This is a genomic window from Streptomyces sp. NPDC005648 (genome assembly GCF_040605395.1).
In the GTDB taxonomy this organism is placed as follows: domain Bacteria; phylum Actinomycetota; class Actinomycetes; order Streptomycetales; family Streptomycetaceae; genus Streptomyces.
Window position 1 is genome coordinate 50,327 of the sequence record NZ_JBEXCS010000016.1, and the last position, 22,431, is coordinate 72,757.

The 22,431-nt window shown below is 71.1% G+C and carries 21 protein-coding genes; 11 read left to right on the forward strand and 10 right to left on the reverse strand.

The features are described from left to right. Positions 1-44: 44 nt before the first annotated feature. Positions 45-554: a hypothetical protein gene (locus ABZT17_RS12300; RefSeq protein ID WP_356347181.1), complete on the reverse strand. Its 510-nt coding sequence runs from the start codon at positions 552-554 to the stop codon at positions 45-47. A 90-nt stretch (positions 555-644) separates the two neighbouring features. Between ABZT17_RS12300 and ABZT17_RS12305 the strand changes: the two genes are divergently transcribed. Both ABZT17_RS12305 and ABZT17_RS12310 read left to right on the forward strand, forming a co-directional pair. Then, positions 645-1,223 carry a helix-turn-helix domain-containing protein gene (locus tag ABZT17_RS12305; RefSeq protein ID WP_356347183.1) on the forward strand — a complete coding sequence of 193 codons (579 nt, stop codon included), beginning with the start codon at positions 645-647 and terminating at the stop codon, positions 1,221-1,223. Beyond that, entirely contained in the window at positions 1,204-3,234 is a 2,031-nt protein-coding gene (locus ABZT17_RS12310; RefSeq protein WP_356347185.1) for a thioredoxin domain-containing protein, read from the forward strand. The genes ABZT17_RS12305 and ABZT17_RS12310 overlap by 20 nt, the downstream gene beginning before the upstream one ends. Before the next feature lie 29 nt (positions 3,235-3,263). Here the strand turns inward: ABZT17_RS12310 and ABZT17_RS12315 are convergent, their stop codons facing one another. The 3 genes from ABZT17_RS12315 to ABZT17_RS12325 form a co-directional block, all read right to left on the reverse strand. Further along, positions 3,264-3,980, reverse strand: coding sequence for a Mut7-C RNAse domain-containing protein (locus ABZT17_RS12315; protein WP_356347187.1), 717 nt, complete (start codon positions 3,978-3,980; stop codon positions 3,264-3,266). Between the two features lie 33 nt (positions 3,981-4,013). Continuing rightward, positions 4,014-4,655, reverse strand: coding sequence for a TetR family transcriptional regulator (locus tag ABZT17_RS12320; RefSeq protein WP_356347189.1), 642 nt, complete (start codon positions 4,653-4,655; stop codon positions 4,014-4,016). 145 nt (positions 4,656-4,800) lie between these two features. Next, positions 4,801-5,547, reverse strand: coding sequence for a hemolysin III family protein (locus ABZT17_RS12325; RefSeq protein ID WP_356347191.1), 747 nt, complete (start codon positions 5,545-5,547; stop codon positions 4,801-4,803). Positions 5,548-5,912: 365 nt separating this feature from the next. On the opposite strand from ABZT17_RS12325, the gene ABZT17_RS12330 reads away from it, so the two are divergent. The 7 genes from ABZT17_RS12330 (at position 5,913) to ABZT17_RS12360 (ending at position 13,427) form a co-directional block, all read left to right on the forward strand. Then, a complete protein-coding gene (locus ABZT17_RS12330) occupies positions 5,913-7,757 on the forward strand; it encodes a phosphoenolpyruvate carboxykinase (GTP) (protein WP_356347193.1) in 1,845 nt (614 codons plus the stop codon). 307 nt (positions 7,758-8,064) lie between these two features. Continuing rightward, on the forward strand, positions 8,065-9,057 hold the full coding sequence (locus tag ABZT17_RS12335) for a serine/threonine-protein kinase (protein WP_356347195.1): 993 nt from the start codon (positions 8,065-8,067) through the stop codon (positions 9,055-9,057). Further along, entirely contained in the window at positions 9,044-9,499 is a 456-nt protein-coding gene (locus ABZT17_RS12340) for a hypothetical protein (protein ID WP_356347197.1), read from the forward strand. The genes ABZT17_RS12335 and ABZT17_RS12340 overlap by 14 nt, the downstream gene beginning before the upstream one ends. A gap of 146 nt (positions 9,500-9,645) precedes the next feature. Then, positions 9,646-10,647, forward strand: a complete 1,002-nt coding sequence (locus ABZT17_RS12345) for a hypothetical protein (RefSeq protein ID WP_356347199.1) — start codon at positions 9,646-9,648, stop codon at positions 10,645-10,647. 30 nt (positions 10,648-10,677) lie between these two features. Further along, positions 10,678-11,442: a VWA domain-containing protein gene (locus ABZT17_RS12350; protein ID WP_356347201.1), complete on the forward strand. Its 765-nt coding sequence runs from the start codon at positions 10,678-10,680 to the stop codon at positions 11,440-11,442. A gap of 18 nt (positions 11,443-11,460) precedes the next feature. Further along, the gene (locus ABZT17_RS12355) at positions 11,461-12,246 is read left to right on the forward strand and encodes a PP2C family serine/threonine-protein phosphatase (RefSeq protein ID WP_356347204.1); all 786 of its coding nucleotides are present in this window, start codon (positions 11,461-11,463) and stop codon (positions 12,244-12,246) included. Beyond that, a complete protein-coding gene (locus tag ABZT17_RS12360) occupies positions 12,243-13,427 on the forward strand; it encodes a hypothetical protein (protein WP_356347206.1) in 1,185 nt (394 codons plus the stop codon). Before ABZT17_RS12355 ends, ABZT17_RS12360 begins: the two co-directional genes overlap by 4 nt. 15 nt (positions 13,428-13,442) lie before the next feature. Here ABZT17_RS12360 and ABZT17_RS12365 read toward each other — a convergent pair whose 3' ends face one another. The 6 genes from ABZT17_RS12365 to ABZT17_RS12390 all read right to left on the reverse strand — a co-directional run bounded on the left by ABZT17_RS12365 (position 13,443) and on the right by ABZT17_RS12390 (position 19,792). Then, the gene (locus tag ABZT17_RS12365; RefSeq protein ID WP_356347208.1) at positions 13,443-14,042 is read right to left on the reverse strand and encodes a hypothetical protein; all 600 of its coding nucleotides are present in this window, start codon (positions 14,040-14,042) and stop codon (positions 13,443-13,445) included. After that, positions 14,029-15,564 (reverse strand): VWA domain-containing protein, encoded by a 1,536-nt coding sequence (locus tag ABZT17_RS12370; protein WP_356347210.1) that lies wholly within the window; start codon positions 15,562-15,564, stop codon positions 14,029-14,031. Before ABZT17_RS12370 ends, ABZT17_RS12365 begins: the two co-directional genes overlap by 14 nt. Then, entirely contained in the window at positions 15,561-16,724 is a 1,164-nt protein-coding gene (locus ABZT17_RS12375; RefSeq protein WP_356347212.1) for a toxic anion resistance protein, read from the reverse strand. Before ABZT17_RS12375 ends, ABZT17_RS12370 begins: the two co-directional genes overlap by 4 nt. A 15-nt stretch (positions 16,725-16,739) precedes the next feature. Continuing rightward, positions 16,740-17,831: a hypothetical protein gene (locus ABZT17_RS12380; RefSeq protein ID WP_356347214.1), complete on the reverse strand. Its 1,092-nt coding sequence runs from the start codon at positions 17,829-17,831 to the stop codon at positions 16,740-16,742. 255 nt (positions 17,832-18,086) lie between these two features. After that, positions 18,087-18,503: a hypothetical protein gene (locus ABZT17_RS12385; RefSeq protein WP_356347216.1), complete on the reverse strand. Its 417-nt coding sequence runs from the start codon at positions 18,501-18,503 to the stop codon at positions 18,087-18,089. Positions 18,504-18,580: 77 nt separating this feature from the next. Then, on the reverse strand, positions 18,581-19,792 hold the full coding sequence (locus ABZT17_RS12390) for a pyridoxal phosphate-dependent aminotransferase (protein WP_356347218.1): 1,212 nt from the start codon (positions 19,790-19,792) through the stop codon (positions 18,581-18,583). 126 nt (positions 19,793-19,918) lie between these two features. Here ABZT17_RS12390 and ABZT17_RS12395 point away from each other — a divergent pair, with 126 nt between their 5' ends. Beyond that, complete coding sequence (locus tag ABZT17_RS12395) at positions 19,919-20,581, forward strand: hypothetical protein (RefSeq protein WP_356347221.1); 663 nt, start codon at positions 19,919-19,921, stop codon at positions 20,579-20,581. Between the two features lie 79 nt (positions 20,582-20,660). After that, complete coding sequence (locus tag ABZT17_RS12400; protein ID WP_356347223.1) at positions 20,661-22,424, forward strand: P-loop NTPase fold protein; 1,764 nt, start codon at positions 20,661-20,663, stop codon at positions 22,422-22,424. Positions 22,425-22,431 lie beyond the last annotated feature (7 nt).

The window sequence follows — 22,431 nt, forward strand, 5'->3', positions numbered from 1 at the left end:
TACGAGTGTCCTTCGGGCGGGGCGTGAGCGACAGAGGGCGCCGATCATCGACGGACGTCCCGGGCGCCGGGAGGCGGCGGAGCCGACTCGTGAGCGGTGCCCACCGCCAGCATCACGCACGCCACCGCCAGCCCCGCCTCCGCCACCGCACAGGCCAGGGCCTGGACGAGGGCCGCCCCCGAGGCCGAGGTCGTTATGTCGAACCAGGCGTCCAGCACCGCGACGGCCGCCGTCGCGGAGGCCGTGAGACGGACCGTGGGGTCGCCGCGCAGCCCCAGTAAGGCCGTGGCCGCGCAGCCCGCCGCCATCAGGACGTCCAGGCCGATCCAGGCGAGCGACCAGTTCCGCACCTCGGTACTGGCCGGAAGGGTCAGGCCCAGCACCACCATCCACGGCACCAGCAGCACGGCCGCCGCGCCCACCAGGAGCAGCGTCCACCGCTTGAGGGCGACGGCCACCGCGCCCACCGCCAGCCCCAGCAGGAGCAGCGTCCACCCCGTCAACTGCCGCACGTCCCGCTGCTTCTGCCGCTTGTTCAGGTTCTTCGTCGCCATGCCTCCACGCTAGACCGCAGAGATTTCTCTGCAAAGAAAACTCGGCAGAATTCAGGGTCGACTCAGGGTTCTCGGGGTTACGGTGTCGGCATGTCCGAGATGACCAGCGTCGAGCGCACCGCCCTGTACAAGTCCCTCGGCAACCCCGTGCGCCGCCGCATCCTCGACTACCTCGGCCGGCACGGCGAGGCGAACTCCACCGTGCTCGCGAAGGAACTCGGCGAGAGTTCCGGCACCACCAGCTACCACCTGCGCAAACTCGCCGAGCAGAAGCTGATCGAGGAGATCCCGGAGAAGTCCGGCGGCCGGGAGCGCTGGTGGCGGTCGCTGCCGTTCAGCCACACCACGCCCGACCCGGCCACGATGGAGCCGGCGGAGTACGCGGCGGCCGAGCAGCTCGCCCTGCTGAAGATCGAGCTGGACACCCGCCTGTTCCGCCGCGCCCACGCCGAGTACCGAGGCCCGGAGGGCTGGGCCCAGGTGCGGCGCACCGGCACCTGGATGACCAGGGAAGACCTGCACGCCTTCGTCCGCGCCTACGAGGAGCTCCTCGACCGCTACGGCCGCCCCGGAGACGACGCCCCCGAGGGGGCACGCCGGGTCAGTCTGCGCTTCTACGCCGCCCCCGACCCCGTGGGAGAGTGGGAGGGTGAACCGACTGGCCCATGAGACGTCCCCGTACCTCCTCCAGCACGCCGACAACCCCGTCGACTGGTGGCCCTGGTCGGCCGAGGCCTTCGACGAGGCCCGGAAGACGAACAAACCCGTACTGCTGAGCGTCGGCTACAGCAGCTGCCACTGGTGCCATGTCATGGCCCACGAGTCCTTCGAGGACCGGGCCACCGCCGACTACCTCAACGAACACTTCGTCAGCGTCAAGGTCGACCGCGAGGAGCGCCCCGACGTCGACGCGGTCTACATGGAGGCCGTGCAGGCCGCCACCGGCCAGGGCGGCTGGCCCATGACCGTCTTCCTCACCCCCGACGCCGAACCCTTCTACTTCGGCACCTACTTCCCGCCCGCCCCCCGCCACGGCATGCCCTCCTTCCGCCAGGTCCTGGAGGGTGTCCGCAGCGCCTGGACCGACCGGCGCGACGAGGTCGCCGAGGTCGCCGGCAAGATCGTGCGGGACCTCGCCGGACGGGAGATCTCCTACGGCGGCCCCGACGCCCCCGGCGAGGAGGAGCTCGCGCAGGCGCTGCTCGGGCTCACCCGCGAGTACGACGCGCAGCGCGGCGGATTCGGCGGGGCGCCCAAGTTCCCGCCGTCCATGGCCCTGGAGTTCCTGCTGCGCCACCATGCGCGGACCGGGTCCGAGGGCGCCCTGCAGATGGCCGCGGACACCTGCGAGCGCATGGCCCGCGGCGGTATCTACGACCAGCTCGGCGGCGGCTTCGCCCGCTACTCCGTCGACCGCGAATGGGTCGTGCCCCACTTCGAGAAGATGCTCTACGACAACGCCCTGCTCTGCCGCGTCTACGCGCACCTCTGGCGTACGACGGGCTCCGAGCTCGCGCGCCGTGTCGCGCTGGAGACCGCCGACTTCATGGTGCGTGAACTGCGCACGAACGAGGGCGGGTTCGCCTCCGCCCTCGACGCCGACAGCGACGACGGCAGCGGCAGGCACGTCGAGGGCGCCCACTACGTCTGGACGCCGGCGCAGCTCGTGGAGGTCCTCGGCGAGGAGGACGCCGGTGTCGCCGCCGAGCACTTCGGCGTCACCGAGGAGGGCACCTTCGAGCACGGCTCCTCGGTCCTCCAACTCCCGCAGCAGGACGGCCTGTTCGACGCGGAGAAGGTCGAGTCCGTCAAGCAGCGCCTGCTCGCCGCGCGCGCCGGGCGCCCCGCTCCCGGCCGTGACGACAAGGTCGTCGCCGCGTGGAACGGCCTCGCGATCGCCGCGCTCGCCGAGACGGGCGCGTACTTCGACCGTCCCGACCTGGTCGAGGCCGCGGTGTCGGCCGCCGATCTCCTCGTACGGCTACACCTCGACGAGCAGACCCGGCTGGCCCGTACCAGCAAGGACGGCCGAGTCGGCGCCAACGCGGGCGTGCTGGAGGACTACGCCGATGTCGCCGAGGGCTTCCTCGCGCTCGCCTCGGTCACCGGCGAGGGCGTCTGGCTGGAGTTCGCCGGATTCCTGCTCGACCATGTCATCGCCCGCTTCACCGACTCCGAGTCGGGCGGGCTCTACGACACCGCCGCCGACGCCGAGCGGTTGATCCGCCGGCCGCAGGACCCGACCGACAACGCGACGCCCTCCGGGTGGACGGCCGCCGCGGGCGCGCTGCTCGGCTACGCCGCCCACACCGGCTCCGAGCCCCATCGCACCGCCGCCGAGCGGGCGTTGGGGGTGGTGAAGGCGCTCGGGCCGCGGGTGCCCCGCTTCATCGGCTGGGGGCTCGCGGTCGCCGAGGCGCTGCTCGACGGGCCGCGGGAGGTCGCGATCGTCGGTCCCGCGCTCGACGAGGAGGACACAAGGGCCCTGCACCGCACGGCACTTCTGGGCACCGCCCCGGGGGCGGTGGTCGCCCTCGGGACGCCGGGGAGCGACGAGTTCCCGCTGCTCGCCGACCGCCCCCTCGTCGACGGCCGGGCCGCCGCCTACGTCTGTCGCAACTTCACCTGCGACGCCCCGACCACCGACCGCGACCGCCTGCGCGCCGCACTGGCCGGCTGACCCGTATCCCCCAAAGCCTGCAGCGGGCCCTAGCGGGCGAACTCCTCCAGGGCGCGTTCCACGATGGCGACCAGCTGTTCGTGGTGCGCGCCCTTCCAGTAGGCGCGTCCGCACTCCCGGCACTGCGCGAAGACGTCGTACGAGCGCCGGGTCCCGCCGTGCAGCTGGCCCGCCACCTCCTCCAGGGTGGCTTCCCTGAGGAGGCCGTTGCAGGCGGTGCAGCGGGTCCAGGGGCGCAGCTCGGGGCGGAACCGGTCCAGGATGTCGCGGAGTTGGTCCTCGGGGCGGGTGCTGTAGACGTAGGCGCCCGACCACAGTTCGCGGCGGCGCAGCAGGCCCCGGTCGCGGCTGAGCATGACCCGCTGTTCGGCGGCGGAGAGGGCGGCGAGGGCGGGGTCGCCGATGTCCGTGGACTCGTACGACGTGTCCACGCCGAGGAGACGGAGGCGGCGGGCGAGGGTGCCGAGGTGGACGTCGAGGAGGAAGCGGAGGGGAGCGCCGGGGACCCGCTGGGGTCGGGCGACGGACCGCACCTCCGCGCGGTCGCCGGCCGAGGGGACGTAGGAGAAGGGGACCTCGCGGCCGTCGACCCGGAGGGTCCCGACCTCGGTGAGCGGGACGCCCGCCGACTCGACGACATGGCCGAGGGTGGAGACGCCGTCGGTGACGAGCGTCCGGCTCAGCCCGCGCGGGACGAAGACGGCGAGGTCGGGGGCGAACTCGACGTGGATCTCGGGACCGTTCACCCGGTCAGGATGTCACGGCGGCGGGCGCGCGGCTCAGGGCTTTTGGCTGGGCAGGCCGTGTTCCATGACGTCGAGGGCCTGGAGCATGAGGTCCCTCAGGTCACCCTCGAAGTCGTTCTCCGCCCAGTACATGGAGACCTCCATGAGGCCCCCGATCAGGGACATCGCGTAGACCCGGACCCGGAGGTCGTCCGGCTGCAGGCCGGAGTGGTCGGCGATCGCCCCGCACAGCATGCGCCCGGTCTCCGACATGCTCTCGAACATCCGGGAGCGGACGGCGGGGACCTCGACCCCCAGACGCGCGCGCATCCTGAGCACCTCGGAGTCCTCCTCGGCGGTCGGTCCGATCGCCTCGCGCATGATGTGCCGCAGCGAGTCCATCCACGGCTCACCGGCCGGCCGTGCGCGCAGCTCCGCCAGCAGCAGCGGGTCGCGCTCGTCCGTGAGGACGATGTCCTCCTTGGCCGGGAAGTAGCGGAAGACGGTGGACGGGGAGACCTCCGCGCGATCGGCGATCTGCTCGATCGTCGTGGCGTCGTAGCCCTGCTCCCTGATCAGTTCGTAGGTCGCCGTGCGGATCGCCTCGCGGGTCTTGATCTTCTTGCGCTCGCGCAGGCCGAGCCCAGGGCGGTCGGCGGGGGAGAAACGGGATCGTGCGGCCGTCATGGCGGTCATTGTCGGGCATCCGCCGGCTCGGCGGCCATCTCCGGGCCGCCCGCGGCGAGGCGGGCGGGAGTTGCGCGGCGCCGCCTCGGGCGGACGTGCGAAAGGGCCACGGAAGCCGTGGCCCTTCAGAGGTCGGTGGTGCGTGTCGGGGCTGCTACCCGTGCTGGTAGGCGACCAGCGAGATCCCCACGTAGTGGACGACGAACGCGGCGAGGGTGAGCGAGTGGAACACCTCGTGGAAACCGAACCAGCGCGGTGACGGGTTCGGGCGCTTGATGCCGTAGATCACTCCGCCCGCGCTGTAGAGGAGGCCGCCGACGATCACCAGGACCAGTACGGCGATGCCGCCGGTGCGCATGAAGTCCGGCAGGAAGAAGACGGCCGCCCAGCCCATCGCGATGTAGCAGGGGGTGTAGAGCCAGCGCGGGGCGCCGACCCAGAAGACCCGGAAGACGATCCCGGCCGCGGCGGCCCCCCAGATGCCCCACAGCAGCCACTGCCCCTTGGCGCCGGGCAGCAGCAGCATCGTCAGCGGGGTGTAGGTGCCGGCGATGATCAGGAAGATGTTGGCGTGATCCAGTCTGCGCAGGATGCCGTCCATGCGCGGGCTCCAGTTGCCCCGGTGGTACAGCGCGCTCACGCCGAAGAGCAGGCAGGCCGTCAGGGCGAAGATCCCGCAGGCGATGCGGCCCCTGCTCGAGTCGGCGAGTGCGGTGAGGACCAGGCCGGAGACGAGAACGGCCGGAAACATGCCGAGATGCAGCCAGCCGCGGAGCTTCGGCTTGATCGGCTCGGCGAGCTGCTGGGCATGCTGCTTGATCTGGTGCGGGATCGAAGGCGCGCCGGAGCCGCCGCCGGCGGCCGGCGTGTTCGTGGGCGCGTCGGGGACGGGCGCAGTCATACCGCGAATCGTACCTACGGAACCGTAAGTCGCAGATGAGTGCGGACCGCGTAGCGACGAAGAGTGGCCATCGTCTCACGGCGCCCGATCGGACGGGGCGCCGCGCGCGACCCATCAGGATTGCCGCGCAAAGAAACGGTCACTTGAACTCTACGTGCACGCAAATAAACGCGTCGTACACGGAAAACACGTGACGATCCCCACTCCGCTCACCTGTGCGGCCCTCTGGACATATGGGCGGACGCGTCGGATGATCAAATGAGTGCGGTCGGCACCGGATGAGCGCTGAAGATCCAGCCACGAAGCATCCGGGTCGCAGCCCCCACGGGGCCTCCAAACAAAAAATCCCTCATCAAGGAGCAATCGTGGCGCGCGACATCGCGGCTCCCCCCGTCATCCCCACCCAGCACAAGGAACTGGTCTCGTGGGTGAACGAGATCGCTGAACTGACCGAGCCGGACAACGTGGTCTGGTGTGACGGATCCGAGGCCGAGTACGAGCGCCTGTGCGAGGAGCTCGTCGCGAAGGGCACCTTCAGGAAGCTCGACCCGATCAAGCGCCCCAACTCGTACTACGCCGCCTCCGACCCGACCGATGTCGCGCGGGTCGAGGACCGGACGTTCATCTGCTCCGAGAAGGAGGAGGACGCCGGACCCACCAACCACTGGAAGGCACCCGCCGAGATGCGGGCCATCTTTACCGGAGAAGGAAACAGCTTCGCGGGGGAGAAGGGCGTCTTCCGCGGCTCGATGCGCGGCCGGACGATGTACGTCGTCCCGTTCTGCATGGGCCCGCTGGGCTCGGACCTCTCCGCGATCGGCGTCGAGATCACCGACTCCGCCTATGTCGCGGTCTCCATGCGGACGATGACGCGGATGGGACAGCCGGTCCTGGACGAGCTCGGCTCCGACGGTTTCTTCGTGCGTGCCGTGCACACGCTCGGGGCGCCGCTGGCCGAGGGCGAGACGGACGTGCCGTGGCCGTGCAACTCCACCAAGTACATCTCGCACTTCCCCGAGTCGCGCGAGATCTGGTCCTACGGCTCCGGCTACGGTGGCAACGCGCTGCTCGGCAAGAAGTGCTACGCCCTGCGCATCGCGTCGGTCATGGCGCGGGACGAGGGCTGGCTGGCCGAGCACATGCTGATCCTCAAGCTCACCCCGCCGCAGGGCGAGTCCAAGTACGTGGCCGCCGCCTTCCCGAGCGCCTGCGGCAAGACGAACCTGGCCATGCTGGAGCCGACGGTCCGCGGCTGGACCGTCGAGACGATCGGCGACGACATCGCGTGGATGCGGTTCGGCGAGGACGGCCGGCTCTACGCGATCAACCCCGAGGCCGGCTTCTTCGGTGTCGCGCCCGGCACGGGTGAGCACACCAACGCCAACGCGATGAAGACGCTGTGGGGCAACTCGGTCTTCACCAACGTGGCGCTCACCGACGACAACGACATCTGGTGGGAGGGCATGACGGAGGAGACTCCGGCCCACCTCACGGACTGGAAGGGCAACGACTGGACGCCGGCGTCCGGGACGCCCGCCGCCCACCCCAACGCCCGCTTCACCACGCCCGCCGCGCAGTGCCCGATCATCGCGCCGGAGTGGGAGGACCCGAAGGGCGTGCCGATCTCGGCGATCCTCTTCGGCGGCCGCCGCGCCTCCGCGGTGCCGCTGGTGACGGAGTCCTTCGACTGGAACCACGGCGTCTTCCTCGGCGCCAACGTGGCCTCGGAGAAGACCGCCGCCGCCGAGGGCAAGGTCGGCGAGCTGCGCCGCGACCCCTTCGCCATGCTGCCGTTCTGCGGCTACAACATGGGCGACTACATGGGCCACTGGGTCGATGTCGCCAAGGGCAGGGACCAGTCGAAGCTCCCGAAGATCTACTACGTCAACTGGTTCCGCAAGAACGACGAGGGCAAGTTCGTCTGGCCCGGCTTCGGCGAGAACAGCCGGGTCCTGAAGTGGATCGTCGACCGCCTCGACGGCAGGGCGGAGGGCGTCGACACCCCGATCGGCATCCTGCCGACCAAGGAGGCCCTCGACACCGACGGCCTGGAACTCTCCGACTCCGACCTCGACTTCCTGCTCACGGTCGACAAGGAGGTCTGGCGCGAGGAGGCCTCGCTGGTCCCCGAGCACCTGGGCACCTTCGGCGACCACACGCCCAAGGAGCTGTGGGACGAGTACCGCGCCCTGGTGGAGCGCCTCGGCTGACGCCCACCACCCCATGACTCCGCGGCCGGCTGGGATGTGCCCTGACCCGTGATCGTCACGGCCGGCCGCGGTGACAGACGCGAGGTCCCGTACAACGGCGTGCGGGGCTCGGGGCCTGTCGTGGTCCTTCCGTCCGCCCCGACGGAAGGACCACGACAGGCCTTTCGCCTTTTCGGGCGGGTGTTCCAGACGCGGCTCGCGCAGCCGTAATCCCCTCTGTCATTTCCCGCATCACCTCTGCCCCGACCGGGATTTCGCGGGACACTCGGGACATCCTTGAACGAACCCCCGAAAGAGGTGAAGAGGGGTGCGCACACCGGTCAGTGACCCGCTGCGTGTGGGGCCGTACCAGATCGTGGGGCGGCTCGGCTCCGGCGGGATGGGGTGGGTGTATCTCGGCCGGTCGCCGGCCGGCCGCGAGGTGGCGGTGAAGGTCGTACGGCCGGAGCTGGCGGCGGAGCCCGAGTTCCGGGCCCGCTTCGCCCGCGAGGTCGCCGCGGCGCGGGTGGTCAGCGGCGCCTACACCGCGCCGGTCATCGACGCCGACACGGACGCCGAACTGCCCTGGCTGGCCACGCTCTACGTGCCGGCTCCCGCGCTGTCGGAGGCGGTGCGCGCCGACGGGCCGTTCGCCGAGGAGCAGGTGCGCAGCATGGGCGCCGGACTGGTCGAGGCCCTGCAGGCGATCCACGACGCCGGAGTGGTGCACCGGGATCTCAAGCCGGCCAACGTGCTCCTGGCCGCCGACGGCCCGCGCGTCATCGACTTCGGCATCTCCCGCGTCGACGGAGTGCCCGGTCTCACCCGCGCCGGGGTGGTCATGGGCACCCCCTCCTTCATGTCGCCGGAACAGATGACGGCGGCGCCCGTCGGACCGCCCAGCGATGTGTTCTCCCTCGGCGGGGTCCTGGTCTTCGCCCTGACCGGCCGGCCGCCCCACGGCACCGGACCGCAGGCCACGTACCGGATCGTGCACGGCACCCCCGACCTCGCCGGTGTCCCGCGCGGCCTGCTGCCGGTCGTCACGCCCTGTCTCGCCCGCCGCCCGCAGGACCGGCCGACCCCCGCCGAGCTGCTGCGGGCGCTGCTGGAGCGGACACCGTCGGCCGGGGTCTGGCCGCCGCCGAACGTGGCCCGCACCATCCGCAGCCGTACCCGCGATCTGGCCGACCGGCGCGACCGCCCGGCCGGCACCAGCCTGTCGATGCCGTCCTGTCTGAGACTGCACGCCCAGGCGCTGCTGGACGCGGGGCTGACGGACTCCATGGTCGCCGAGGCGGTGGCACGTGGCGATCGGTGATCCCTACGGCGGCCAGGAACTCGGCGCCCACTGGCGGCAGTTGGTGCGGAACTGGGGGGAGCGCGAGCACCATCCCACCGAGACCGACGCCACCACCGACTCCGTGTCCCTGCGTATCGACGTGCGGGAGACCGGGCGGCTGCTCACGGTGCGTTTCATGACGACGAAACGGCTTCTGGTCGCCTTTTTCACGGACGGCCGCTTTCTGCGCCAGGATCAACTCGCGATCGCCGCCGCCGCTTCGAACGCATGGAATACCGAACAATTGATTCCCATGCTGTCGGTGTGGGACGTCCGCAGTCCCCGGCCCTGTCTGGCGGGCGTCTGCGATCTGCCGCTGACCTGCCGTATCAGCCAGGCGGACTTCGATGAACTGGCCGGTGACTGGGTGGAACGGGCGCGACAGATGTTCACCCGTTGCCACCAGGTATTCGAGTTGTAGGATTTATTGGGGGTTCCTCGCAAAACCCTTACGGAAGCGCCGCGTTACCGCCACTATGGGCGGGTGCCATTCTGGCCACGGGGGGTTTCATGAAGGGCCGGACCTTTTTCGCTGCGCTGCTCGTTTTCCTGTCGTGGTGCGTTCCGGTGTCGGTCGCGTCGGCCGACGAGGGATGTCCGAGGGACTTCTCGGGGCTGTTGAACTGCTGGGCGGGGCGGTTCGGGCAGGGGCCCCTGACCTTCACGGTGGAGGGGGCGCTGCCCTACGAGGGCGGGCAGCGCCAGGACACCGTCAAGAAGGTGCAGATCCGCCACCAGGACCTGAGCGTCCAGGTGCCGTCCGGCCGGCACACCGGTGAGGGCGGGACCGTGCTCCTGGTGCTGGCCGACCACCGCTTCGTGGCCCCGGACGCCGAGGTCGACCTGCTCAGCCGCAAGACGGTCGACGAACTGAAGAACCTCCATGTCTGCGGGTTCGGCCCCAAGGGCGAGAACCTGTGCGACGCACTCGCCGTCGACCGCGAGAAACCCCCGAGCCCCCTCCTGACCGGGAAGCAGATGATCGACGCCGGTTACGCCGCCCCGCTCGGCGGCCACGCCTTCACCGTGGCGCCCAGTCCCACGCACACCACCGACGGGCCGAAGACCCCCAGCCCCACGGACACCACCAACGCGAGCGACGACTCAGGTCAGGGCGCGAGCGGCCCGCTCTGGGCGTCCGTCGGTGCCCTCGCCGCCTTCGTGGTCGCCGGTGCGCTCTACGCCGTCTACCGCACCCGTGGCGAAGGCCCGCACCCGCGCCACGCCCTCGCCGTCGCCGTCGCCGGCGGCCCCGGCACCACCCCGGCGCCCACGCCCGCGCCCGGCCCGGCTCCGCCCGCCCGCCCGCGCCCCGTGGAACCCCGGCGCGTCCACGGACGCTCCGTCGGTCCCCGTCGCAACCCCTCCGCCCGCGCCGTGGTCCGCACCGAGCTGCACCCCCAGGGCTATATCGAGATCGACGGCGTCCTGCACCGGGCCGTCTGGGCGGAACCGGACCGGCCGCCGCCCGCGCCCGGCGGGCAGGTCGACTTCACCCGGCCCCACGAGGCGGACTCCGACGTCCTCTACGCCTTCTCGTGCGAGGGAAGCCCGCACCCGCACCACTGAGCACCACCGGCCCACCAGGGGGAGAACACCATGTCCACCGAATACCCGCCCACGATGCCCGCGGAGTACGCCGACATCGAGTTCGAGAACAACGCCCAGCGGCTGCCGTTGGTGCTCTGTCTCGACACCTCCAGCTCCATGGCGGGCGCACCGATACAGACGCTCAACAACGCCCTCGTCGACTGGACCCGGGAGCTGCACGACGACGTCGCGCTCAGCTACAGCGTCGAGGTCGCGGTCGTCACCTTCGGCGGACGCGGGGGCGTCAGCTCCTGGCGCGGGCCCCAACTGCTGGACCAGCGTGCCGGGGTGAGCCCCTTCGTGCCCGCGCATCTCTTCCAGGCGCCCCAACTGACCGCGTCCGGGGTGACGTTGATGACCGAGGCGCTGGAGCTGGCGATGCGGATCGTCGCCGCACGCAAGACCGAGCTGCGCGCCACCGGACTGCAGTACTACCGGCCGCAGATCTGCCTGGTCACCGACGGAGTGCCCACCGACGCGACCGGCCACCTCACCGACTCCTGGCACCGTCTGGTCCCGGTGCTCGCCGAGGAGCAGGCCGCCCGCCGCTTCCGGCTGTACGCCATCGGCGTGGGCGGCATCAGCGACATGGGGGAGCGGGTCCTGGAGGCCCTGGCCCCCAAGTTCAACGCCCGTATCCACGGCTTCCCGTTCCGCGAGCTGCTGCAGATGATGTCGGCCAGCGCGGGCGCCGAGCAGAAGGGCGCAGGCGACGAGGTCTTCGAGAAGATCTTCAGCCAGTTCAAGACCCAGCGCCGGGCCTGGGAGAGCTGACATGCCGGAGGGGGACCGGTGAACGCGACGGACTGGCAGGTCCACGGGATGAGTGTCGAGGGCTATCGGCACCGCCGGGCCGACATGCCCTGTCAGGACTGGTGCGGACACCGCAGGGTGGGGCCGGTGACCGTGCTCGCGGTCGCCGACGGCGCGGGCAGCAGGCCACGCTCCGACGACGGCTCGCGGCTCGCGGTCCAGCTGGCCGTGGACCACTTCGGCCACCGGGCCGCCGCCCTCGCCGACCGGGACGCCACCGAGGCCCACGACCCGCTGCGGGACACCTTCCTGAAGGTCCGTGAGGAGTTCAAGGCGGAGACGGGGCCGGACTGCGGGGACTTCGCGACGACCCTGACCGTCGTCGTCCTCGCTCCCGGCTGGCTCATGTACCTGACGGTCGGTGACGGCTTCGTCGTCCTGCGGTCCGGAACCGAGGACGGCGTACGGCAGTACCACCTGCTGCCGCAGCCCGACGCCGTCAGCGAGTACAGCAACGAGACCGTCTTCCTCACCTCGGACGAGGCACCCGCGCGGATGATCGCCCTGCCCGTGTACGACCCCTGGGTCGACGGTGTGCTGCTGTCCACCGACGGGCTGGCCCAGGCCGCGCTCGGCCGCTCCGGCGGCGAGGGACCGGTCAACGTCTCCTTCGCCGACGCCGTCCTGCGCTCCCTCGACACCCCGGGCCCGGTCTCCGAGAGCGCGCACGAAGGGCTCGCGACACTGCTGCGCTCGGACCGGCTGACCGCGCTGAACGCCGACGACAAGACACTGCTGCGGGCCGTGCGCAGGAGGCGCTCATGACCGACCGCACCGTCTTCCTCGACGGCCGGCCCGTGGTCCTCGTCGAACCGCCCCTCAAGGCCGGCGGACAGGCGGCCGTCTTCGCGGTGCGGGGCGAGGACGATGTCGTGGTGAAGCTGTACCACGAGCTGCCGGGCCCGGAGCAGGAACGCCGGCTCACCCGGATGCGCACCATGTCCCCGCTCGGCGGCCGCCCGCTGAACAGCGCCCAGCCCTCCGAGCTGGCCTGGCCCACCGCGCTCGCCCGCACCGCGCAGGGCAGGTTCATCGGCTACGCGATGCGCCGCTTCGGCGAGCCCCGCCATGTCCAGCTGCTGGGTCTGTTCACCCGCGCCCAGCGGCTCAAGCGGTTCCCCGAGCGGGCCGACTGGCGGTTTCTGCTCGGGGTGGGCTGGAACCTGGCGTTCATGACCGCGCGACTGCACCACGAGGGCCTCGTCATCGGCGACTTCTCCAGCAACAACGTGGTCGTCGACGCCGACGGCTTCGTCACCTTCCTCGACTGCGACTCCATCGCCTTCACCGACAAGGGCACCGGCGAGGTCTTCCCGTGCCTGATGCACACCACCGACTACTCCGCCCCCGAACGGCAGTCCGGCAGCCCCGCGACCGCGGCCAGCGACGACTTCGCGCTCGCGGTCCTCGTCTACCAGCTGCTCACCGCCGGCAACCATCCCTTCGGCGGCGTCCCGCACGACAGCGTGTCCCAGTCGACCGTGGAGGACAACATCGCCGCGAGCGTCTCCTATGTGGTCCGGCCCGAGAGCGTCACCATCCCGCCCAGCACCCTTGACCCGACCGTCCTGCCGCCCGAACTGCTCAACCTGGCCCGTTCCGCCTTCGGTCCGGGCGTCCACACCCCGGCGGCCCGCCCCACGGCCGAGGCCTGGCTGCGCGCCCTGGACAACGAACGCACCCGCGTCCAGCAGTGCCCCGACCGACCGCTGCACGTCTACGGCTCCCACCTCAAGGCCTGCCCCTGGTGCGCCCGCGCGGCCACCACCGGCCACGACGTCTTCAACGCCCCGGGCCCGCGCCCGGCACCGACCCCGGCGGCCACGGTCCCGGCCCCCGCCGCCCCGGGCACCCCGGACACCCAGGGCACCAGCCCGGTGCAGATCGTCATGGCCGTGCTGGCCGCCGTGCTGGTGCTGATCATCGTCGTGGCGGTGTTCGGGTAGGAGCGGACCGCGGACCTAACGATCCCGCCCCCGGTCCTCCAGATACCGGGTGTGCGACTCCTGCCGCCGTGCCTCCGTCTCCCGCAGGGCCGTCGCCAGCAGCTTCAACTCATCCTGTACAAGGGTGAGTTGCCGCTCCAGATGGAGTTCCGGCGGTTCCTGTCCAGGCGTCAGCCGGGTCCACCAGCGGGTCCGTACGAAGGTGTCGACGGCCTCGGGGACGTCCTGGCGCACCGCACGCGCGAGCACATGCAGCCCCTCCGGGTCCTGGGCCAGCAGCTCGGCCGCCCAGCCCGGGTCGAGCAGCGCCGACAGCAGTTCGTCGAGCCGTGCGAGAAGGTCCCGCGCCTCGGGCGGCAGATCGGCATCCGCCAGATAGCCGCTCAGCTTCTCGAAGTCGCCCCGCAGTTCCCCCAGTTGGGCCGACGGGTCCGGGAACTCGGGCAGGGGCGGCCGCTCCGGCGGGGCGATCAGCGCGCCCGCGCCGTACAGACCGGCCACGACCACCGGCCAGTACGGTCCCGCCACCCCCGTGAAGGTCAGCACCAGCCCGACCAGCCCGCAGGCGCTGCCCGCGATGTTCTTGCGCGACTCCAGATATCTACTGATACCCACGGATCTCCTCGAAGGCGCCGTCCAGTGAACCCTTCCGGGCGTCGAAGAGACGGCCGCCGGTCAGTTCGGCGATGTGCGACAGCTCCTTGTGGTCGGAGTCGCCGAACAGGATCGGGAAGACGGGGATGTTCCGCGGTCCGGCGCCGAGCCCCCGGTAGAAGGCGTCGAAGTCCCCTGCCCCGGCACCGGCCGTGTTCTCGCCGTCCGTCATCAGCACAATCGACGTGAACGTGTCGCGGTCGGCGCCAAGATGCCCGTACGCCTTCTCCAGCGAGGTGTAGATCGCGGTGCCGCCGTCGGCGGAGAGGTCCCGGGTGTCGGCGCGGATCGCGTCCAGGCCGGCCTTCGGGTCGGCCGGGTCCACCACATGCGTCCGTACGTCCTTCACCCGCGACCCGAACGGCATCAGCGTCACCTCCTCGCGGTCCCGGAAGTCACCGGTCAGCTCGCCGAGGGCCTTCTTCAGCCGGGACAGCCGGTCGCCCTCCATGGAGCCCGAGGTGTCCAGGACGTAGACCGTGCGGGAGGGGCGGCGCAGCTCGTTCTCGTACGAGTGGAGCAGGCCGTCGGCGACCGAACGGCTGCCGGGGAACGGGAGTTCGCGGCGCCGGGTGGTGTCCAGACCCGGCCAGGGGGACACCGACGGGACGACCGGACGGCGGTGTGTGGTCGTGGTGATCTCCCGCTGGACCCCGGCCGTGCGCAGGGCCTCGGTGAGCCGGCGCACGTCCTGACGGGTCGCGGTGTCCGTGGACGCGAGGGAGGAGAGCGGGTAGTCGGCCGTCACCACGCCGTCCCTGGGGCGGATCACGGTCAGGCCCGGGATGCTCATGAGGACGGACTCGTAGTTGAGGAGCGCGTCGACATTGCCGCGCCGCTGGTAGGCCGTTGCCAGCCAGCCCGACGAACCCGACGTCAGCTTCTGCCCCTTGAAGAACTCCTTCAGCCGGGGAGTCGCCTTGGTGACGTCCGCGTCCGTGAGGGCCGACTGGGCGCCGGAGAGGGCGGAGGCGACCGACACCAGCGTGGAGAAGCCCGAGTTGGAGCGGGCCGGGTCGGTCATGCCGTATGTCAGCCCGCCGTCCTGGACGGCCTGTTCGACCTGGGACCAGGTGACGTCGTCGGCCTTCCAGCCGAGCGCGCGCACCGTGCTCGTCCTGACCCCGATCGCGACCGGGCTCGACATGATCGGCGTCTCCGAGACGACCTTCCTCGCTGCCTCGGGGCGCAGCCGCAGATAGTCGTCGGAGGAGAGCCACAGGGCGTCGTAGCGGCCGTCCGCCTTGCCGGAGGCGAGCAGGTTCACCGCGTCGAGGGTGCCCATGTAGGTGGGGCGGACCCTGATGCCGGTGGACTTCCGCAGCCGGTCCAGCACCGGTGCCATGTCGGCGAGTTCGCTGGAGGCGAGGACACGGAGGGTGCCGGGCTCGGGGGCGGCGGGATCGTCCGCCTTCTTCCCGGCCGAGCACGCGGTCAGCAGGACCGCCGTGGAGACGGCGACCGCCGCGAGGACACGTCTCACGCGAGACCCCCCTCCAGCGCGCCGCGCGAGCGGCTGCGGTCCAGGTACGCGCCGGCCTGCTGGAGTTCGGCCGTCAGGTTTTCCACGGTCGTCGCCATCGCCTCGGTCGCCTGGACCTTGTAGGTGTCGATCGCGTCGAGGGTGCGGTAGATCTGCTGGAACGCGGAGCGCAGGGTCTCCGCCCCCACGGCCGGGTCCGCGGCGATCCGCTGGATCTCCCCGCTCTGCGTCGCGAGCATCTCGGCGTTGCCCCGGATCAGCTCCTCGGTCGTGCCGCGCAAGGCGTTGACCTGGTCGACGACCTTCTTCTGGTTGTCGAGCGCGGAGGCCAGCATCACCGAGATCCGCAGAGCGGACACGGTGGTCGTGGCGGCCCGGTCGACCCCCTTGATCAGCTCGTCGTTGTTGCGTCGTACGACGTCCATCGCCAGGTAGCCCTGTGCGCACACCGCGAGCTGGGTGAGCAGGTCCTGCTGCTTCTGCCGGACCGGGAAGAGCACGTCGGCACGGAGCGAGTCGGCGGCCTGGAGGTCCGGGACCCCGGCGATGTGCTGCTCGACGGCCGCGTCGAGGGCCTCGGTGAGGACGACGTACTCCTGGAGCTTGCCCATGGTCTCCCACAGCCGCACCCGCTCGGTCTGCAACGCGGCGTTGTCGCGCCGCAGTTCGTCCTGCCCGCCGCGCAGCGACCCCACGATCCTGTTCAGAGTGCCCTGCGCCGAGGCGTACTTGGCGACATGGTCACGCAGCTTGTTGCCGCCGGGCAGCCGGGAGAGGAACTTCCGCCCCTTGTTCGCGGGCAGGTCGCGCGGATCCAGGTCCTCGACCACGCGCCGGAGTTCGACGAGCGAGCCGGCGACCTGCGACTGGGCGTCCCCGCCCTTGCCCGGCAGGCTCCTGACCGTACGCTCCAGCATCCGGTTGGACTGTGCGGCGGCGGAGCGCATGTCACCGGCGCCGAGCGCGGTGATCTCCCCGACCTTCCCCGCGAACTCGGGCGACCGGGCGTCGAGCGCGGCGAGCCCCTCGACGTAGGAGGCGGCCTTCGAGGCCATCTCGCTCCGCACGCCGTCATCGACGGGCACCAGCCCGCCCGCCTTCTCCCTCGGCACCGGCGCGACGGCCTCGGGCGGGGTCAGGGTGAAAGTCTCTTCGGTCATCGGTGGTTCCCCCGTTCATCCGCGCGCCCGGCGCGCCATCTCGTGCAGCACCGCGGAGGTGGGCACGGGCGCCTGCCGGACACCGGTCAGTTGCGGTTCGAGATAGGTGGTGTCCGAGGTGAACTCGGACGCTTCGCCCTGCGGCCGGAATCCGTGCCGCACGGCGAGCCTGCGCAGCTCCGGATCGGTGGACAGGAGCTGGGCGAGCGCCCTGCCGTCCTCGGTCAGCGGTACGACGGTGTGGTCGCTGTTGACCGTGGTGTCCGGGTAGAGCACCACCAGGTCGCCGGGCTTCTGCCCGTCCGCGAGCAGCGAGGCGACCTGTGACTCGTACACCAGCACCAGCGGATTGCCGGCCCCGCTCACGAAGTCCCGGAACACCGCGTCCGAACTGGACTGCTGGGCACCCTGCACACTGACGAGCTTCTTCAGCAACGGCTCGGTCCGGTCCAGATCCGCCCTGCTCGCGACCACCCGTCCGCCGTCCGCCACGTAGGAGGCGGCGGCGAGGTACAGCGCCCCCGAGTTGGAGGACTCCGGGTCGGTACTGGAGATGAAGACGGTCCCGCTCAGCTCGCCGTACTTGCCGGCCCCCTTGAGCTGCTGCCACGTCCGGTCGTGCCGGGCGGCGTCGAGATACGCGGCCATCTTGAGGGTGCCGCGGTGCTCGGTGGCGAGGCTCGCCAGGCCGTTCGCCGCGAGCACCTGGGCGGCGTCGCGGTGGGCCACGACGACGAGCGGCGAGTAGAAGGGGCGCGGGAGGGTCCCGTGCACCTTGTACCGTTCGGCCAGTTCGACGGCGGGCGCCTGGCTGGAGGGGAACGCGAGGTCGTACCCCTTGAGGTCGAGACCCTCCATGGCCCAGGACCCGGAGGTCTCGGCCTTCACGGTGAAGCCCTTGGCGGCCAGGGCCTTCACCACCTCGGGATCGGAGAAGTACTCGGCCTTCTCCGACCCGATCACCATCCGCACGGTCTTCGTTGCCGTGCCCTCGTCCCCTTGGCGCCCCGCGAGGACGGCTGCCACCACGCCGCCCACCAACAGAACCGCCAGGACGATCCCTGCGATACGTCTCACGCGCTGGAGAGTGCTCGCGGAACCCAACATTCCCCGGCGAAACGGATGAACGGACGGTGACAGACCAGCCCCGGCCCTGCAACGCCCCCAAAGGGGCGCGGGGCTGTATCGATGTGCGGCTCCGCCGCGTGGGCGCGACAAGCCCCAACGAACCCGCAGCCGCCGTCGCACAGGAGCCCTACGGCGAATAGGCGCCGCCGCTCAAGCCGGCGCGGTGCGTGGCGCCCGGTCCGCGCGTCGCTGCGGGTGCACGCGGACCGGGGCCGTCAGGGGGAGCCCTCAGGCTCAGGTGGACGCGAGCTCGCGGGGCTCCAGGGCCTGCCTGTGCGCGTCCATGCGTTCCGCGGCGAGGATCGCCACCGCGGTGTCGGCGCGGGACGCGGCCACGACCAGGGCGCGTCCGGCGAGGGCGTGCGCCCGCTCATGCAGGGCGGCGGGACCGGCTTCGGCCGCCGCCCCCTGCATACGGACCGGCGTCACCCCGCCGCGCAGCCGGGCCACCTGCTCGGCGAGGCGTCCGGCGGCGGTGTCCAGGTCCTCGGCGGGCTCCAGCGCCCGCAGCTCGTCCGTCACCGCGAGGAGCGCCGCGAGATGGCCCGCGAGCTGGATGTCCAGCTCCTCCTCGCGCGAGCGGTGGGGGAAGTCGGAGGTCGTGCCGGCCATCGTGCTGTGGACCGACTTGGTGCGGATCGGTTCGTACATGGCTGGCCTCCCGTGCTGTCAGGAAACCATCCTAGCTTAGATTCCGTCTAAAGTTGAGTGAACCAAAAAGATCGGCTCTACGGCTGGCTGTAGCCGTCCAGGAAGTTCCCGATACGGGTGATCGCGTCCCGCAGATCCCCGACCGTCGGCAGGGTCACGACCCGGAAGTGGTCGGGCTCGGTCCAGTTGAACCCGGTGCCCTGCACCACCATGATCTTCTCGCTGCGCAGCAGGTCGAGGACCATCCGCCGATCGTCCTTGATCTTGAACGCCTTGGGGTCGAGACGCGGGAAGAGATACAGCGCGCCCTTGGGCTTCACACAGGTCACACCGGGGATCTGGGTGAGCAGCTCGTGCGCGACGTCCCGCTGCTCCTTCAGTCGCCCGCCCGGCAGCACCAGGTCGTTGATGGTCTGCCGGCCGCTCAGCGCGGCCACCACGCCGTGCTGTCCGGGCATGTTCGCGCACAGCCGCATGTTGGCGAGGATCGTCAGACCCTCGATGTAGGAGTCGGCGTGCGCGCGCGGGCCCGAGATCGACATCCAGCCGACGCGGTAGCCGGCCACCCGGTACGCCTTGGACATGCCGTTGAAGGTGAGGGTGAGCAGATCCGGGGCGACCGCGGCGGTGGGCGTGTGGGTGGCACCGTCGTAGAGGATCTTGTCGTAGATCTCGTCGGAGCAGACGAGCAGGTTGTGGCGGCGGGCGATGTCGGTGAGTCCCTTGATCATCGCCTCGTCGTAGACGGCCCCGGTCGGGTTGTTGGGGTTGATGATGACGAGGGCCTTGGTGCGGTCGGTGACCTTCCGCTCCACGTCCGCCAGGTCCGGCATCCAGTCGGACTGCTCGTCGCAGCGGTAGTGCACGGCGGTGCCGCCGGACAGGGAGACCGCGGCGGTCCACAGCGGATAGTCGGGGGCCGGTACGAGGACCTCGTCCCCGTCGTCCAGCAGCCCCTGCATCGCCATCACGATCAGCTCGGAGACGCCGTTGCCGATGAAGACGTGCTCGACGTCCGTCTCGATGCCGAGGGTCTGGTTGTGCATGACGACCGCGCGCCGGGCGGCCAGCAGGCCCTTGGCGTCGCCGTAGCCGTGCGCCGACGAGACGTTGCGGAGGATGTCCTCCAGGATCTCGGGCGGGCACTCGAAGCCGAACGCCGCCGGGTTTCCGGTGTTCAGCTTGAGGATCCGATGCCCGGCCGCCTCCAGCCGCATCGCCTCCTCGAGCACCGGGCCCCGGATCTCGTAACAGACGTTGGCGAGCTTGGTCGACTGGATCACCTGCATGTCAGGGAGCTTACGGCCCGGTAACGCCGTGTGGGCCGTGTTTTCCACCACGTGGGGCGCTCGGGTTTGGGCTGTTATCGCCGGTAACTGTCCCAGGGGTCCCACCCGTCCCTAGAATGCGCGCCCATGTCCAGTCCGGCCGACCATGCGCACGGCAGCCCGCAGGAGCCGCCGAACGTGTACCTCCCGCACCCGCAGTCCACTCCCGAGTACGGGCAGTACGCCGACCCGGCGACCGCGCACGGCTGGCAGAACGCATACGACGAGACGACGAAGCTGCCGGTGGTCGCGGACGGTGGCCCCGCTGTGGAAGGCCGCGCTGTCGAGGGCCCTGCTGTCGAAGGCCGGCGTTCGCGGCGGAAGGCGAACCGCAGGCGTTCACGGCGGGGTCTGGTGGCCGGCGGGGCCGTGGTGACGGTGTCGGTGGCGGCCGCGGTCGTCGGCCTGCTGTACTCCGGCGGCTCCTCGGGGCCGTCGGGCGGCGCGGGGGACAAGGACGGGCGTACGGGGACGACGGCCGGGAAGTCCGCGGAGCCGACGGACACCGCGTCGCCCGGCGAGACGGCCGGCGGTGCCGGGACCTCCTCGGGCGACGCGGTGTCGCCCGAGGCGTCGTCGGCCACGACGGCCACCGGTCCGGCGTCCGCGGCGGCGACCCGGCGACCCTCGGCCGGCTCCTCGGCCTCCGCCACCAGCCCCTCTCCGGCCGTTTCCCCCACCACCTCGGCCCCCGGCAACTCGGGCAACAACCCGGGTCACGGAAAGGGCGGCACCAAGCGGCCCGGCTGAGCGCCGACCGCCCGGAAACCTCCTCGCCCCCCAACTCGTCCTCCCCATGGGTAGGTTGATGCTGCCGAAGGGGGAGTGCGTGGAGTTCTCGTTGCTCAACGACGAGCCCGTGACCGGGCCGGACGCCGATCTGCTCGGCACCGGGCGGGCCGCGCGCGAACTGGCCAAGCTGGTGCACGACTCCCGTACGGCGACCCCCTTCACGCTCGCCGTCGACGCCGGGTGGGGCATGGGCAAGAGCAGCCTGATGCGGCTGGTCGAGGCGGAGCTCAATGGGCGCTACGACGAGGTGGAGACCGTCTGGTACAACGCCTGGACGTCTACCGGCGCGGACGCGCTGGAGGGGCTGATCAAGTCGGTCCTGATGCGGTTCGACCGAAGGGTGCTGCGGCGGGCGCTGCGACGGCTGTCCACACAGCAGACCCTGCTCACGGCGTTGCGCGCGACGCTGACCGTGGTCGCCGCGCCCTTCGGGGTGGCGGCCCTGGTGGACCGTTTCTGGCGGGACCTGTCGGTCGACGCCAAGGCCCGCAACGCGATGCGGGACGCGCTGCTGAAGCTGGCCACCGAGTGGGCGGAGTCCGCGACGCACGAGCCGCGCCGGCTGCTGGTGGTCTTCGTCGACGATCTCGACCGCTGCGCGGAGGAGACGGTGCTGGCGGTGTGCGAGGCGGTGAAGGTGTACCTCGACGTGCCGGGGCTGGCCTTCGTCATCGGCTGCGACCGCTCGGCGCTCGGTCCCTCCGGTCTGCTGAGGGATCTGGGGCCGGCCGGATCGGCGTTCATGGAGAAGGTCTTCCAGACGAGTTATCGGCTGCCGGTCGCGGGCGATCACGATCTCGGGGGCTATGTACGGCACTGTGCGCAGCGGTCCGGGTTGAACGAGCTGCTGGACGACGACCTGGTGAAGCTGATCGCCGACCGCTGCTCCCGGAACCCGCGCCGGATCAAGCGGCTGATCAACGGGTTCGGGCTGGAGCGCGCGCTGAACCCGGTGTGGGCGGGCTTCACGCCGGAGGCGGTGGTCAGGACGCTTCTGCTGCAGCACCTCTATGCCGACTTCTACCGGCTCCTGGTCTCCGGCGACCCCGCTCACGCCCACGCGGCCCGGGAGTTCCTGGACTACCGGACCGTGCGGCGGGCGATCAGCCATCGCGTCCCGGGGGAGGACGAGGCGTGGGGGACGGCGGGGGAGATCCTGATCGCCCGGGGGCTGGCGGTGCCGGCCGTCCGGGACGAGGAGAGCCGGGCGGCGGCGCTGGTCCGGGTCGAGGAGGACATGCCCACCTCGTTCCCGGAGCTGGCGCGCGACCAGAACTTCGTCCACCTGGTCGAGGAGTGGATGCGGCTGCCGCGGGTCGACGAGCTGGTGCGGCGGCTGCAGCAGGGCGGGTGGGCGCCGGTCTTCTTCCGGACCGAGGAGCCGCTGCCGCCGGGCCTGGACGGCGAGGAGGACGAGCGCTACCGGGGCCTCACCGTCCTGTGGGTCGACGACTATCCGGAGCAGAACGTGGACTACGTCCGCTTTCTGCGCGCGCGTGGTGCCGAGGTGCTGACGGCCGAGACGGGCCGGGCCGCGGAGCGCATCCTCGTGACCCAGGGCATCGATCTGCTGATCTCCGACGCCTCGCGCACCACGGGCCAGGACGCCGGTCTCCGAGATGTCGCGGCCTGGCGGGAGAAGGGCATCCACGCCGGGCCGGTCGTGTTCTTCGTCGGTCGGCTCACCCCCGCCCGTGAACAGCGCTGCCGTGAACTCGGGGCCTGGATCACGGACGACGGCACGGCCCTGGTCCGCTACATCGACGCCGCCTGTGCGCAAATCCGCCAACCCCGGTCCTGAAACCACT